This is a genomic window from Nonomuraea antri, assembly GCF_013283785.1.
In the GTDB taxonomy this organism is placed as follows: Bacteria; Actinomycetota; Actinomycetes; order Streptosporangiales; family Streptosporangiaceae; genus Nonomuraea; species Nonomuraea antri.
In genome coordinates this window covers 1-14,066 of the sequence record NZ_JABCPZ010000037.1, presented here as the reverse complement: position 1 = coordinate 14,066, position 14,066 = coordinate 1, and the positions used below count along the sequence as shown (strand labels likewise).

The 14,066-nt window shown below is 71.4% G+C and carries 16 protein-coding genes; 8 read left to right on the top strand and 8 right to left on the bottom strand.

Annotated elements, in window-relative coordinates:
- Positions 1 to 140: 140 nt before the first annotated feature.
- From HII36_RS14995 to HII36_RS14975, 5 genes are all read right to left on the bottom strand, one after another.
- On the bottom strand, positions 141 to 590 hold the full coding sequence (locus HII36_RS14995; RefSeq protein WP_173523781.1) for a TlpA family protein disulfide reductase: 450 nt from the start codon (positions 588 to 590) through the stop codon (positions 141 to 143).
- Positions 591 to 649: 59 nt separating this feature from the next.
- Positions 650 to 1,471 carry a zf-HC2 domain-containing protein gene (locus tag HII36_RS14990; protein WP_173523780.1) on the bottom strand — a complete coding sequence of 274 codons (822 nt, stop codon included), beginning with the start codon at positions 1,469 to 1,471 and terminating at the stop codon, positions 650 to 652.
- Entirely contained in the window at positions 1,468 to 1,980 is a 513-nt protein-coding gene (locus HII36_RS14985) for a sigma-70 family RNA polymerase sigma factor (RefSeq protein ID WP_173523779.1), read from the bottom strand. Before HII36_RS14985 ends, HII36_RS14990 begins: the two co-directional genes overlap by 4 nt.
- 37 nt (positions 1,981 to 2,017) lie before the next feature.
- Entirely contained in the window at positions 2,018 to 2,683 is a 666-nt protein-coding gene (locus HII36_RS14980; RefSeq protein WP_173523778.1) for an LmeA family phospholipid-binding protein, read from the bottom strand.
- An 84-nt stretch (positions 2,684 to 2,767) separates the two neighbouring features.
- Positions 2,768 to 3,019, bottom strand: a complete 252-nt coding sequence (locus HII36_RS14975) for a MoaD/ThiS family protein (protein ID WP_173523777.1) — start codon at positions 3,017 to 3,019, stop codon at positions 2,768 to 2,770.
- Positions 3,020 to 3,195: 176 nt separating this feature from the next.
- Here HII36_RS14975 and HII36_RS14970 point away from each other — a divergent pair, with 176 nt between their 5' ends.
- The 3 genes from HII36_RS14970 to HII36_RS14960 all read left to right on the top strand — a co-directional run bounded on the left by HII36_RS14970 (position 3,196) and on the right by HII36_RS14960 (position 7,905).
- Entirely contained in the window at positions 3,196 to 3,888 is a 693-nt protein-coding gene (locus tag HII36_RS14970) for a response regulator transcription factor (protein ID WP_173523776.1), read from the top strand.
- Between the two features lie 120 nt (positions 3,889 to 4,008).
- Positions 4,009 to 7,452, top strand: a complete 3,444-nt coding sequence (locus HII36_RS57865; protein ID WP_173523775.1) for a tetratricopeptide repeat protein — start codon at positions 4,009 to 4,011, stop codon at positions 7,450 to 7,452.
- 84 nt (positions 7,453 to 7,536) lie between these two features.
- Complete coding sequence (locus tag HII36_RS14960) at positions 7,537 to 7,905, top strand: hypothetical protein (protein WP_173523774.1); 369 nt, start codon at positions 7,537 to 7,539, stop codon at positions 7,903 to 7,905.
- A gap of 22 nt (positions 7,906 to 7,927) precedes the next feature.
- Here HII36_RS14960 and HII36_RS14955 read toward each other — a convergent pair whose 3' ends face one another.
- Positions 7,928 to 8,359: an NUDIX domain-containing protein gene (locus HII36_RS14955; protein ID WP_173523773.1), complete on the bottom strand. Its 432-nt coding sequence runs from the start codon at positions 8,357 to 8,359 to the stop codon at positions 7,928 to 7,930.
- Positions 8,360 to 8,454: 95 nt separating this feature from the next.
- Between HII36_RS14955 and HII36_RS14950 the strand changes: the two genes are divergently transcribed.
- Positions 8,455 to 9,234 (top strand): aminoglycoside N(3)-acetyltransferase, encoded by a 780-nt coding sequence (locus tag HII36_RS14950; RefSeq protein ID WP_173523772.1) that lies wholly within the window; start codon positions 8,455 to 8,457, stop codon positions 9,232 to 9,234.
- Positions 9,235 to 9,272: 38 nt separating this feature from the next.
- Here the strand turns inward: HII36_RS14950 and HII36_RS14945 are convergent, their stop codons facing one another.
- The gene (locus HII36_RS14945) at positions 9,273 to 10,478 is read right to left on the bottom strand and encodes an FUSC family protein (RefSeq protein WP_173523771.1); all 1,206 of its coding nucleotides are present in this window, start codon (positions 10,476 to 10,478) and stop codon (positions 9,273 to 9,275) included.
- Between the two features lie 86 nt (positions 10,479 to 10,564).
- Between HII36_RS14945 and HII36_RS14940 the strand changes: the two genes are divergently transcribed.
- Genes HII36_RS14940 through HII36_RS14925 form a run of 4 tightly spaced genes read left to right on the top strand, consistent with a single transcriptional unit; the run spans position 10,565 to position 13,174 of the window.
- A complete protein-coding gene (locus HII36_RS14940; RefSeq protein ID WP_173523770.1) occupies positions 10,565 to 10,951 on the top strand; it encodes a sensory rhodopsin transducer in 387 nt (128 codons plus the stop codon).
- Positions 10,948 to 12,138 (top strand): D-arabinono-1,4-lactone oxidase, encoded by a 1,191-nt coding sequence (locus HII36_RS14935; protein WP_173523769.1) that lies wholly within the window; start codon positions 10,948 to 10,950, stop codon positions 12,136 to 12,138. The genes HII36_RS14940 and HII36_RS14935 overlap by 4 nt, the downstream gene beginning before the upstream one ends.
- Positions 12,135 to 12,530, top strand: coding sequence for a sensory rhodopsin transducer (locus HII36_RS14930; RefSeq protein ID WP_173523768.1), 396 nt, complete (start codon positions 12,135 to 12,137; stop codon positions 12,528 to 12,530). The genes HII36_RS14935 and HII36_RS14930 overlap by 4 nt, the downstream gene beginning before the upstream one ends.
- 38 nt (positions 12,531 to 12,568) lie before the next feature.
- Entirely contained in the window at positions 12,569 to 13,174 is a 606-nt protein-coding gene (locus tag HII36_RS14925; RefSeq protein WP_328807715.1) for a dienelactone hydrolase family protein, read from the top strand.
- A gap of 12 nt (positions 13,175 to 13,186) precedes the next feature.
- Here the strand turns inward: HII36_RS14925 and HII36_RS14920 are convergent, their stop codons facing one another.
- Positions 13,187 to 13,984 (bottom strand): hypothetical protein, encoded by a 798-nt coding sequence (locus HII36_RS14920; RefSeq protein WP_173523766.1) that lies wholly within the window; start codon positions 13,982 to 13,984, stop codon positions 13,187 to 13,189.
- Positions 13,985 to 14,066 lie beyond the last annotated feature (82 nt).

Genomic DNA, 14,066 nt, shown 5'->3' with positions numbered 1-14,066 from the left:
TCGGATATCCGCGCGAGACCGTCCTCAGGCAGCCTGACAGAGCGCGGTGGCCACGCGGCAGAAATCAACCGCGCGCCGCTTCGTCAGCAGCTCTGTCGATGGGTTCATGGCGATGACCCTACTCGTCGTCTCGTCATCTGTCACATCTCGTCCGGGGTTTGAGACGATTCTTGAGACAACACCCCTGCCAGCGCCGCCAGCACCTCGGCCTTCCTGGGCTGGCCGGAGGCCCTTTTCGCGATATTTCCGGCGCTGTCGAGAATGACGACCGTGGGCGTTCGCATGATGTCGAGCCGCCGGACGAGATCCAGCCGGGACTCCGCGTCGATCTCCACGTGACCTACTCCGGGCACCAGCCCGGCGACGTCGGCCAGCACCCGCCTGGTGGCCCGGCACGGCTGGCAGAACGCGGTCGAGAACTGCACCAGCGTGGCCCGCTCCCCCAGCGGCGCGCCCAGCTCGGCCGTGGTCAGCCGGTCGCCGCCGAGATCTCCGCCGAGGTCGCGCACCCGTCCGTCGCGGCGCAGCCGGACCACCCCGATCACCGTCCCGAGCGCCAGCGTCGCCAGCGCCACCCACAATCCCGTCATCCCCAGGTGCAACCACGCCGGACGGCGAATGCTTCCGCGACGCCCGGCGGGAACCGCGGCTACGTGACGGGGACGGCGACGAGCAGCGTGCCCGCGGCGTCGAGCACCTCGACCTTGACGATCTCGTGCATCGGCCACTTCGTCCTGCTGGAGAAGACCGGCTTGCTCGTGGCCTTGGTCCGGTAGGGCTCGCTGTCGATCGTCCACCGCTTGACCGAGTCGCGCTTGCCGTCACCGGTGACGACGACGAGCTCGCAGCTGGTGCCCGCGGGCACGCCGGAGAGGCTGACGTTCAGCATCGTGCCGCGCTCGGCCGGGATGACGGTCACGGTCGCGGCGTAACCCTTCGCGGCGTTCTTGCCCGGGTACTCCCGGCCCGAGGCCTCGGCCAGCGTCATGTCGCCCGCCGACTCGGTCGCCGACGCGCTCGGCTCGCCGAACGCGGCCCTGGGCTCCTCGGCGTCGCTCTGCGGGCCGTCGTAGAGCTGGGCGGGAGCACTCCGCGCGGAGGCGGGAGCCTGCGCGGCGGGCGCGGCGCTCTCGCCGGCCCCGCCGCCCTGGGTGGACGTCCACACCGCGCCGCCGCCGACCAGCACCACCGCCGAGGCGGCCACGGCCATCAGCAACCGGCCGCGCCTGCGCCGCCTGGCCCGGTCGTCGAGCAGCCGGTCGAGCACCTGGCGCGGCGGGCTGGCCACCAGCTCCACGTCTCGCTCGGACACCTTGCCGAGGAACGAGGCCACGCCCGACAGGTCGAGCAGCTCGGCCCCGCAGACCTCGCAGGTGGCCAGGTGGTCGTCGATCTCGCGCGCCTCGTCCTCGTCGAGCGCGCCCAGCGCGTGGGCGCCCAGGGCGAGACGCACCTCCTCACACGTCGTCACGGCGCCAGCCCCCGCTCCTCGAGCGCGAGCTTGAGCGCGCGCAGCGCGTAGTAGGTGCGCGACTTGACCGTGCCCGGCGGGATGCCCAGCGCGTCGGACGCCTCCTTCACCGATTTCCCCCGGTAGTAGACCTCGAGCAGCACCTCGCGATGTTCGGACCGCAGCGCGGCCAGCGCCTCGGCCACGGCCCACGATTCGACCGCGCGCTCCAGCTCGTCGTCGGCGGGCAGGACGGCCAGCGCCTCGTCGCCCGTCTCCTGCGGCCTGGACTTCCTGGCCCGGTGCTGGTCGACCACGAGATTGCGGGCCACCGTGAACAACCAGGCGCGAATGGGCCGGTCGGAGAGCGCGTCAGGGTGCCGCCAGGCCCGCAGCAGCGTCTCCTGCACGACATCCTCCGCCCTTCCAGAATCGCCGGTAAGTCGCAGTACGTATCCGTAGAGTGGCCCGGCGTGCTCGTCGAAGAGGGTCCGCACGAGCTCCTCGTCGGCGGTGCCAGCTGAACTCACACCCTCTTCACGTACGGCGGGGCGGACCGGTTCACGCTCATCCACGAATCGGCACGTCAGTCGCTTCGGCGGAGATCTGCAGACCGCCGGCCACGCTCTTTACCCCGGTCACCCGCACGTCGAAGGGCAGCTTGCCCTTGAACGGGATCGTGTACGAGACGAACTGCGCGGCCTGGGCGGGCAGGCCCTGGATCTTCTCGGCCTGGAGCTTGAGCCCGCCGTCGACCACCTCGACCCGCATCTCCGCGGTGAACTTCATCTTGGTCACCCCCACCATCACCTCGCCGGAGGCGACGAGCCGCCGGCCGTTGCCGCTGATCTTGACGCCGCGCGGGGCGAACTTGTCGACGGTCGCCCTGGTCAGGGTGCCCGAGATGGTCACGCGCCGGGCCCTGATGTCGGCCCGGTTCTGCAGGACGTCGGCCAGCGGGGCCGTGACGTCGTAGGCGACGCCGCGCAGGTTCTCGATCGGCACGCCGCCGTAGGTGAGCGTGCCGAGCTCGAACCGTACCTCGGGATAGTGGCCGGAGACGGCCTGAGTGAGAAAGGGAATTCCTTCGATGGTGACCGTGGGGGTGCCGCTGAGGTCGGAGGAGGCGGCGATCCTGGTGGCCAGGTCGCGCTGCACCCCGGCGACGGCGACCCGGTCGAGTGCGACGAGGAGAACGATCAGCACGATCAGGAAAACGAGCAGCTTGCGCATGGTGCTCCCTGTCTCAGCCCGGGGGTCAAGAGCTTACTAAGCGCGAACCTCATTCCCCAGACGAGCACCCGCTCACCCGCCCGCTCACCCACCTGCGAAGGGTGGCAGCACCTCCACGGTCACGCCGTCGCCGAGCCGCACGTCGTCGTGCGCGCGCTTGCCCACCGGCGAGCCGTCCACCAGGAACGAAGATCGGCTCACCACCCGGGCGAGATCGTCCCGGTTCTCTGTGATTTTCGTCATGAGTTCACCAAGAGTGGCGGCTTCAAAGGCCTCTTCCGCCACTCCCGCCGCTTCCTTGGCGGCCGCCCAATAACGAATCTTTCCCCTGGCCATAGAACCTCACAATCGACTTCGGTCCATTGTGCGACGTCATTAACGAGTTCGTTGCATCGGACCCGTTGTTCACCTGGTGGACGCCCAATGAACACGCCAATACTCGTGGGATATCCTCGCTCACAGGGACCTGGGCGACGTAGCCCCCGGGTCCTTGTGTGTTTGAGGAGGCCGTGATGAGCAACCTGCTCCTGCTGACGAACGCCCTCGAGCCGTCCGCCGAGGTGCTGCCGGCGCTGGGGCTGCTGCTCCACTCGGTCCGCGTCGCCCCCGCCGAGGCCTCCGCACTCATCGACGCACCGCCCGCCGACGCCGTCGTCGTCGACGCGCGCAAGGAGCTGATGCAGGCCAAGAGCCTGTGCAGGCTGATCCGCACGACCGGCATCGACTGCCCGCTGCTGGTGATCGTCACTGAGGGCGGCCTGGCCGCGATGACCGCCGAATGGGGCGTCGACGACGTGCTGCTCGACAGCGCCGGCCCGGCCGAGGTGGAGGCCCGGCTGCGCATGGCCGTCGGGCGCATCTCGCAGCCCGGCGGCGAGGACGTGCCCGACGAGATCCGCAGCGGCGACCTGTCGATCGACGAGGCGACCTACACCGCGCGGCTGCGCGGCCGGGTGCTCGACCTCACGTTCAAGGAGTTCGAGCTGCTGAAGTACCTGGCGCAGCACCCCGGCAGGGTGTTCACCCGGGCGCAGCTGCTGCAGGAGGTGTGGGGCTACGACTACTTCGGCGGCACCCGCACGGTGGACGTCCACGTGCGGCGGCTGCGCGCCAAGCTGGGCACCGAGTACGAATCGCTGATCGGCACCGTGCGTAACGTCGGCTACCGTTTCGTCCCCGATCGGGCTGATTCCGCGCACGTGTGAGCGGCCGCGCCGTTGACAGTCCCGGCTCCCGGGGTTGAACTGATGTGACAGGTCGTCGTCAGGGCCGTCGTTTACCTGTTACGTCGTGGACACCGCCGTCCCGAGATGGGTGGTGTCGGGGTGGGTTTGCTCAGGTCGCTCGCCGACGAAGGCGCGCCGCGGATCTTTCGTCGCAACGAGACCATCTGCGCGCCGTTACGCCAGGCCAGCCGCGTCTACCTGATCCACTACGGCTACGCGCGCGAATACACGCCGGAAGGCGAGCGGGAGTCCCTGCACGACCTGCGGGCCGACGGCGACCTCATCGGTGAGCTGGCCTTCTGGAGCCCCGGCGAACGGGCCAAGGTCGACGCGCTGACCGAGGTCCGCGCCTGGCCGATCGACCTGCGCCGGCTGCGCGAGCACGCCTCGGGCAACCCGGCCGTGGCCACCGCGCTGGTGCAGGTGCTGTTCGCCAGGCACGTTGCGGCACGCAGGCACGAGTCGCTGGCCAGGGCGCCGGTCGCGGCGCGGCTGGCGGTGTGGCTGCTGAACCTGGACGAGCGTTACACGCTGGCCGGGGAGAACGCGCCGCCGCTGTCCATGGAGACGCTGGCCGACCTGGTGGGCAGCTCGCCCGACGTGGTCCAGCGCCAGCTCACGCTCTGGGTGCGCAAGGGCTGGCTGGTACGTCCCGGCTACCGGCGGCTGCGCATCGCCGACCCGGCCGCCCTGCGCGCCGAGGCGGGCAGCTGGGAACACCTGTCGGCGCCCTGGGACGGCCGGGTGACGCCGTTCCTCACCAGGCCGGGCGCCCGCACGGGACCGCTGCTGGTCGGCGAGGTGCCGCGGCCCCGCCAGCTGCCCGCCGACGTGCCCGACTTCACCGGCCGCCTGCAGAGCCTCGACCTGCTCAACTCCTGGCTCGACCGCACGCGCCGCACCAACACCATGGTCGTGCAGGGCCTGCCCGGCGTGGGCAAGACCACGCTGGTGACCCACTGGGCGCACATGAACGCCGACCGCTTCCCCGACGGTCAGATCGTCATCGACCTGCGCGGCCAGTCGCCCAGCCAGCCGCCGATGACCCCGGCCGAGGCGCTGGGGCAGATCCTGCGCTCGCTCGGGCTCGGCGAGCACATGCCGGCCGCCGACGAGGCCGAGCTGATGCTGCTGTACCGCAGCAGGATGGCCGGGCGCAGGCTGCTGCTCATCCTGGACAACGCCGCCGACGCCGAGCAGGTACGCGTGCTGCTGCCCGGCAGCAAGGACTGCGTGGTGCTGGTGACCAGCAGGACCAGGATGGCCGCGCTGCACGCCACCGGGCACGCCGACCTGATGGATCTGCAGGTGCTCGACCCGGGCAACGCGGTGGCACTGCTGGTGGCCGTGCTGGGCGAGAACTCGCCGCGGGCCGCCGACCGCGACGCGCTGGCCGAGCTGGCCAAGGTGTGCTCCTACCATCCGTTCGCGCTGCGCATCTCGGCCGCCAAGCTCGCCGAGAACCCGGAGCTGAGCGTGCAGTCGCGGGTGCGCGAGCTGCGCGGTCCCGACCGGCCGCTGACGGGCGACCCGGAGGAGGCGTTCAGGTCGGCGCTGGATCTGGCGTACGAGTCGCTGAGCCCGTCGCAGCGGCGGGCGTTCAGGCACGTCGGGCTGCTGCCCGGGCGCGATTTCACGCCGCAGGTGCTGGCGGCGGCGCTGGGGGTGTCGGTGAGCGAGGCTGTGGTCGCGGTGGAGGGGCTGCATCGGGCGTACCTGGTCGAGCCGCTGCAGGGGCCGCGTTACCGGGTGCACGACCTGGTCAAACGGCTGGCCAAGGAGCTGGGCAGGCACGCCGAGGCCGGGGTGCGCGAGGCCAGGGCGCGGCTGCTCGACCACTACCTGGCCGTCGCGACCGCGTCCGACACGCCGCGCGAGTGGTTCGAGGCCGAGCGCCGCTCGCTGGTCTCGGCGGTGCGGATGGCCGAGGAGAGCGGCGCGTACGGCATGGCCTGGCAGCTCGCCGAGGCGGTGTTCGAGCCGTTCAGGAAGCTGCGTTACTACGAGAACGACCTGGAGATCCAGCAGGCCGGGCTGAGCTCGGCGCTGCAGGTGGGCAACCGGCGGGCGATCGCGCTCATGCGCAGCCACCTCGGCTCGATCCACCGCGACATCGGCCCGTCCACGCTGGCCGCCAGGTTCATCGGCGAGGCGCTGGCCGACTTCATCTCGCTCGGCGACAGCGAGGGCCGCGCCCGCGCGCTCAACGACCTGGCCGAGGTGCACGGCATCGCCGGCAACAACGACGACGCGCTGACGTGCGCGGCCGAGGCGCTCGACCTGTACCGGGAGATCGACGACCAGGCCGGGGTGGCCGGCTGCCTGCACACGCTGTCACGGCTGTATCTGTCGCAGGAGCGGCACGAGCTCGCGCTGCAGCACGCCGGCCAGGCCCTGGACGTACGCGAGGAGCTCGGCGACCGCCGGGGCACCGCGCAGAGCCTGATCATCCTGGCCCGGGTGCAGCAGAACCTGGGCGAGCCGAACGCCGCGCTCAACGAGGGCCTGGAGGCGCTGTCGATCTGCCACGAGCTGGGCGACGAGCACGCCGAGGCCGAGACGCTGCTGTGCCTGGCCCAGATCTACGACTCGCTGCGGCTGCCCGAGGACGCCCAGCGCGACGCGGAACGCGCGCTGGCCGGCTACACCGCCACCGGTGACCAGCACGGGTGCGGCCGGGCGCTGTGCACGCTGGGCCGCATCGCACGCAACGGCTCGCGCTACGACGAGGCGCTGGCGCACTTCGAGCAGGCGCTGACCGTCCAGGTGGAGCTGCACCACGAGCAGGGCAAGGCCGAGACGCTGGGCGAGATCGGGCTGGTGCACTGGCGGCTGTCGGACTACCTGCGCGCCGACGAGTACCTGAGCCAGGCGCTGGCGATCAGCCGGGTGATCCGTGACCGGCCGGTCGAGGCACGCATGCTCAACCGGCTGGCCAGGGTGCGCCGCCGCCAGGGGCAGCCGCAGGTGGCGTTCGTGTACGCGCTGGAGGCGCTGGACCTGGCCGGCGGCACGGGCAACCGGCGTACCGAGGCCGACGTGCAGGAGACGCTCGCCTACACCTACCTCTCGCTCGGCCAGCACAGGCACGCGTTGCGCGCGGCCAAGGCGTCGCTGACGATCAGGGAGGAGACCCGCGACGACCGGGCCAGCGCGCTGCTGTCGATCGCGCAGGCGCTGCACACGGCGGGCAGGCCGGCGGCGGCGCTCGAACCCGTCAGGCAGACCGTCGAGCTGCTGCACGAGAGCGGCACCCGCGACCGCTGGGCGGCCGCGCTGACCACGCTGGCCATGGTGCTGCTCGACCTGGACCGGCCCGAGGAGGCCCTGGTCCACGCCAGGCAGGCCAGGGACGTGCATCTGCGGTGCGGCACGCGGCGCGACCTCGGGTGCGCCTCACGCGTGCTCGGCGGGATCTTCCGCCGGCTGGGCGACCGCGAGTCGGCCAGAAGTCATCTCACGGCGGCCGTGCGGATCCTGGAAGAGGTCGGCGACGTGTTCGAAGTGAAGCAGGCGACCGCAGAACTCCGCGAAATGTCGTGAATTTTCGGATGTGACGTCGCAGATCCCCGATGGGCCTCTCCCGTTAGCTGTTCTCACAGCCACAGTCCATCGGAGGTGATCCGGATGCTCGGGAACCATCTACGCCGAGACCTGCAATGGCTCAGGCGACAGGCACGCAAGGACCGGTGGATCGCGGTCACCCTGCTCGCCGGCGTGCTCGCCGCGTGGATACGCCAGTTCGCCGCAGGCGCGGGCGAGGCCGGGTCGGGGCTGCTCGCGGTCCTGTCGTCCGGGCTGGTCGTGTTGTCGGGGCTGGCATGGCTCGTGTCGGCGTACTTCATCGTCAGATCGCTGCGGTCGCGGCCGGAGCCGGCGGAGTCGCTGCGCTGGGTGTCCAGGATCACCCGGGCCAAGGAGTGGGCGTACTGCTCGCTCAGCGCGTACGTGGCCTGGCATCTTCTGCAGTTCGTCACCGCGCTGTTCGCCGGTTGAGTACGCGGCGGGGCGCCACCTCTCACTCGGGGCCGGGTGGCGCCCCGTCGTTCAGCCGCTGCACGGCGGCCTCGATCAGCGGGGCGTAACCCGCTTCGAGGTCGTCGGGCAGCCGGTCGGCGGGGAAGAAGCGCACCGCGCTGTGCTCCTCGCTGATCCGCGGCGACACCGGGCCCGGCGCGGTGGCCAGCAGGGCGACGATGAGCACCTTGCCGCCCTTGATCTCGAAGATCTCGGCCCCGACGACCGGACCCACGCTCACGTCGAGGCCGGTCTCCTCCATGACCTCGCGCCGCACCACCTCGGCCAGCGTGGTGTCCTGCCGGTCCGGCCAGCCGCCGGGCAGCTCCCACGCGTCACGCGGGTTCCTGCAGAGCAGGATCTCGCCGTCCACCACGACCACGCCCTTGATCGAGGCGTGCATGAAGTACCAGCCGGTCTCGGCGTCGATCATGGTGGAATCTTCGCACCCTTGTCGGGGTTCCCACCAGAGAGCACCGTCGGACGAGATTCCGGCCTGAGAGCAGCGCCTGACCGGACTGGAGTCACATGCACGAGCACCCGCTGACCGCCGCCGACCTGGCCCGCGGCTGGCGCGAGGCCGGGGTGCACGACGGAATGACGATCGTCGTGCACTCCTCGCTGTCGAGCCTGGGCCGCGTCGAGGGCGGCGCCGCCACCGTGGTCGAAAGCCTGCTCGCCGCGGTCGGCCCGGCCGGGAACGTCGTCGTGCCCACATTCACCCCGCAGGTCACCGACCCCGAGCCGGAGCACTCGGGCGTGCCAGACACGGCGCTGCGGGCGCGGCGCGACGCCGTGCCCGCCTTCCACCCCGAGCTGCCCTCGCCCATGGGCGCCGTCCCGGAGGCGCTGCGTTCCCGGCCCGACAGCGTGCGCGGCGGCCACCCGCAGGTCTCGCTGGCCGCGGTCGGCCCGCTCGCCGCCGACATCGTGCGACGGCAGACGCTCGGGTTCGCGGTCGGCCGCGTGTCGCCGTTCGGCCGCCTGCACGAGCTGGGCGCGCACATCCTGCTCATCGGCGTCGGCCACAACCGCAACACCTTCCTGCACTACGCCGAGACCTTGACGCCGCACCCGCGGCTCAAGCTGCGCCGCTTCCCGATGGAGGTGGACGGCGAGCGGGTCTGGGCCGAGGCGCTCGACGTGGGCGACGACAACAGCACGCACTTCCCCACCGTGGGCGGCGACTTCGAGGCGCACGCCGGGATCAAGGAGGTCATGGTGGGCGCGGCGGCCTGCCGGCTGCTGCCGGTGCGGGAACTCGTGCCGTTCGCGGTGCGCCGGCTCACCGAACTGCTCGCCGCATAGCCGGGTTCACCCGGACCGCGCACCGCACAGCCGACGATTCACGAACGCCGGTATGGCGGGAACGCGGCGCGGTGCGGGCCGTGTTCGGGGTCGAACTCGTGCGTGATCCTGGCGCAGTCCTCCACGATGGCGCCGTACAGCGGCCACAGGTCGGCGTCCTGCCTGACCGTGGCCTCGAAGTCGCCGGTCAGCGTGCGCTGGTGCCGCGCGCACTCACGCCGGGCGGCGTTGAGCGCGCGCAGGTCCTTGGTGTTGCCCCGGCCGAGCAGGAGCAGGCCGAAGCGGTGGAAGATCCGTGACAGGGCCCGCAGCGCGTCCGCGAGTGAGCCGGGCAGCTCGGGCGGGCGCTCGGGCAGGCCGCGCACGCCGGCCATGAGGTCGGTCAGCGCCCTGGCGATGCCCCTGAACTGGGTGCAGGCGTGATCGAGACAGGCGGCGGCCTCGGCGACCTGCTCCAGCCGGCGTTTGTAGCGGTGGCGGCGCAGCGACAGCCTGATGGACTCGGCGGCCTGCTCGGCCGCGTTTTCGGTGTCCTCCAGGCGCTGGGCCAGGCCGCGGGCGCGATCCAGCCAGTCCCTGGCGACGTCCTCGTCCCAGTCGGCGTCCAGGCCGTCCGCCATGTCGTCGGCCAGGTCGGACATCTCGTCGGCCAGGTCGCACAGCTCCTTGGCGGCCTTCTCCACGAAGCGCGGCGGCAGGATCAGCAGGTTCGCCACGATGCCGATGCCCGCGCCGAGCAGCACGTCGGCCAGCCTGGCCAGGCCATAGTTGCGGCCGAGCGAGAGGACGAGCAGGGCCGTGATCGGGATCTGCACGTTCTGCGCGGGCATGTTGAGCAGCCGCGACAGGACGAGCCCCGCGGTCACCAGCACGCCGAGCGTCAGCGTGTTCACGCCGAGCAGCCAGATCAGCAGGGTGGCCGCGGCGACCCCGGCGATGACCGCGCCCACCTGCTGCATGCCCCTGATGATCGTGCTGTAGGCGGTGGCCGACACGGTCAGCAGCACGCCGATCGGCACCAGCACCGGCAGGTCCAGTTCGAGCACGGACGCGGCCAGCCACCAGGCGAGCATGCACGCGACCGTCACCTTGACCGTCTGGACGAACTCGTCACGCTCCGTACGCAGCCAGTCGCCGAAGCCCAGCTTGCGCAGCCGGGCGAGCGCCGCCGCGCCCCCCGCTACGACGCGCTCGATCGGGGAGCGGGCCAGGTCCTTCCTCCTGCGCCCGGACTCCGTCTCCATGACGAACGCTCCTGCCCCGCATCCCGGCGGATAGAGCCGCGCTTCTTCGGGTAGCGGCACAGCTGTAGGCGACGACGGGAGTGGCGATGAGCGCAGCGGCAGGGGCAGCGGTAGGGGCTCTGACCTGGGCGATCGCCGACGGATACATCCCGTCGGGCAGCACCGGGCCCGGGCCGGAGATGCTCAGCCACGAGAGCGCCTGCGTGCTCAACGCGGGCGACGCCGATGCCAGGATCGAGATCACCGTGTACTTCGCCGACCGCGACCCGGCCGGGCCCTACCGGCTGGTGGTCCCGGCCCGCAGGACGGTGCACCAGCGGTTCAACGACCTGACCGATCCCGAGCCGATTCCCCGTGACACTCCGTACGCGTCGGTGATCCGCAGCGACGTGCCGGTGGTCGTCCAGCACAGCAGGCTCGACTCCCGGCAGGCGGAGAACGCCCTGTTGTCCACCATCGCCTATCCGATATGACGGAGTTCGCCAACTGGTCGGGCGGTCTGCGGTTCACCCCCGCGGACCGGGTCAGCCCTGCGAGCGAGGGCGAGCTGAGCGAGCTGCTGCGGCAGGCGGCCGCCGACGGCAGGACGGTCCGGGCGGTGGGCTCCGGTCACTCCTCCGCGCCGCTCGTGCGCACCGACGGGCTGCTCGTCTCGCTCGACCACTTCGACGGGCTGATCTCGCACGACGCCGATGCCCGCCGCGCCACGCTCGGCTCGGGCACCCCCATCCACCGGGCCGGGCAGGAGCTGCTCAAGGTCGGCCTGGCCATGGAGAACACCGGCGACATCGACCGGCAGACCCTGGCGGGCGGATTCGCGACCGGCACCCACGGCACCGGCCGCACGCTGGGCAACCTGTCCACCCAGCTGGCCGGGGTCAGGCTCGTCCTGGCCTCGGGCGAGGTGCTGGAGCTCGGCGAGGACGACGGCGACCTGCTGCGCGCGGCCCGCGTGTCGCTGGGCGCGCTCGGCATCGCGACCGCGCTCACGCTGCGCCTGGTGCCCGCCTTCCGGGTGCACCGCAGCGAACGCTGCGCGCCGTGGCGCGAGGTCCGCGACCGGCTGGACGAGCTGGCGGCCGAGAACCGCAACTTCGACTTCTACTGGTATCCCCGCAAGGACGAGGTCAAGCTGCGCCGGATCAACGAGATCACCGACGACCGGCCCGACCACGAGGTACGCAGGGGGTCGGAGCGTGACATGGTGGGCTGGAGCGCCGACGTGCTGCCCCGGGTGCGCGAGCTGCGCTTCCACGAGATGGAGTACGCGCTGCCCGCCGAGGCCGGGCCGGCGTGTTTCGCGGAGGTACGGGAACGGGTGCGCGCCCGCCACCTCCGACATGTCGCCTGGCGCGTGCTTTATCGCACTATCGCGGCGGATGACGCCTATTTCAGTACCGCGCACGGCCGGGACACCGTGACGATCTCGCTGCACCAGAACCAGGATCTGCCCTACCTGGACTACTTCGCCGACCTCGAACCGATCTTCCAGGCCCACGGGGGCCGCCCCCACTGGGCCAAGCTGTTCACGCTCAAGGGCGAGGCGCTGCTGTCCCGCTACCCCATGGCCGGCCGGTGGCTCGCCGCCCGGCGGCGCCTCGACCCCGGCGGGCTGTTCCTCACCCCCTACCTGCGCGACCTGCTGGGGGTGGCGCGATGACGCTCGGACGTACCCGGTGGGTCGTCCCCGGGGTCCGCGTGCCGATGGGCTCGCACGGGCCCGAACCCGAGATGAGCAGCAGGGACCAGCTCGCCCTGCTCAACACCGGAACGCGCGAGGCCCAGGTCGAGCTCATGGCCTACGGCGAGGACGAGCAGGTGGGCCCCTTCCACTGCGAGGTCGGCGCGCGGCGGCTGCGCCTGATCGGACTCGGCGACCTGATCGACCCCCGGGCGCTGCTGCTCGACACGCCGTACGCGGTGGTGGTCGACTCGGACGTCCCGATCGTCGTGCAGTTCACCAGGTACGACACCAGGCAGGCGGCGCTCGCGACGGCCGGCGGGCTGGCATTCCATGAAAGAGGGGACACGTTCTCCGAAACCGGGGAATGATCCCCGGAACCGGGGCATGAGGGGGAGGTGTGTGTCCGGTGTCCGACGACCTGATCGTCCCAGACGCCGCGCAGGGAGTGGTGCTGTTCGTGCACGGCAGCGGAAGCAGCAGGCACTCCCCGCGCAACCGCTACGTGGCCGACGCGCTCAACCGGGCAGGTCTCGGCACGCTGCTGTTCGACCTGCTCACACCCGAGGAGGAGGCGGACAGGGCCAACGTGTTCGACATCGGGCTGCTGGCCGAACGGCTGCTGGGACGTACCGAATGGGTGCGTGCGCAGGACTCCGCCGCCGGGCTGCCCATCGGCTACTTCGGCGCCAGCACCGGTGCGGCGGCGGCGCTGTGGGGCGCGGCCGAGCCGGGCAACACGATCGCCGCCGTCGTCTCGCGCGGCGGCCGGCCCGACCTGGCCGGGGCCCGGCTGTCCGACGTGTCCGCGCCGACGCTGCTCATCGTGGGCGGACGTGATCCGGTGGTGGTGGAGCTGAACGAGGAGGCGCAGCGGCACCTGCGGTCCGAGGCCAAGCTGGAGATCGTGCCTGGGGCGACGCACCTGTTCGAGGAGCCGGGGGCGTTGGAGCAGGTCGCGAACCTGGCCCGCGACTGGTTCGTCACCCACTTCACCGGGCCGCGCGAGGGGTGACCATCGGAGGGGTTACGCCGCGTCCTGGATCTCCTTCCAGGTGGCGACGTTCTCCGCCGGCGGCGGTGTGACGTGCACGGCGGTTCCCCAGTCGAAGTAGCGGGAGTCCGTCCGCTTCGTCATCAGCATGTCGTCATTGGTGCGGACCGTCCACGTGGTGAGCAACCGTTTAACGAGACCGCGGTCGTCCAGCCAGAGCCGCCAGTGCACCCGCACCCCGTCGTCGGCGGCGCCGGGGAAGCGCCAGCGGACGGTCGGCGACACCTTCGACAGGGCCTTGAGGGTGAGAGAACCGCGATACTCGGCGCCGGTCCGCTTGCCGGTGGTGATCAGCTTCTTCAGCGTGGCCGGTTCGAAGACGTTGACCGCCTGGTCCTGGAAGGCGGCGTCGCCGGGCAGGCCGGGGCTGGGCGCCCAGAGCTTGGTGGCGGGCAAGCCCTTGGTCGCGGTCCCGCCGTTGACGTACAGCCTGCCGTCGATACTGATCGTGTAGACCCGTTCGAGCTCGGTCTCCAGCTCCTCGGGGTCGGTGAGGTCCTTCGTCTTCTCCAGCAGCTCGGGGCTGAACGTGGGCGTGCGCGCCGACTCGGCGGCCACGACACCCTTGGCGTCCAGCTCGATCTTGCCTTCGGTCTCGCCCCCGAGCGCGTACGTGTCGTCGAAGTGCACGCGCGTGGTCTCGCGGAACATGACCCCCTGGCCCGGTTCGAACTGCTTCTTCAGCGCCACGACCGGGTCCGCGACGGCGGCCTCGGCCGGAGCGCACACCAGGGCCACGGCCAGGGGAATGAGAGCGAGGATGCGCTTCATGACACCGAAGCCTGACAAGAGAAGATCACAGCCGGGTATCCGGACGGCCGCGTGATGGCGGCCGGGCCGGGGGGTCAGGGGC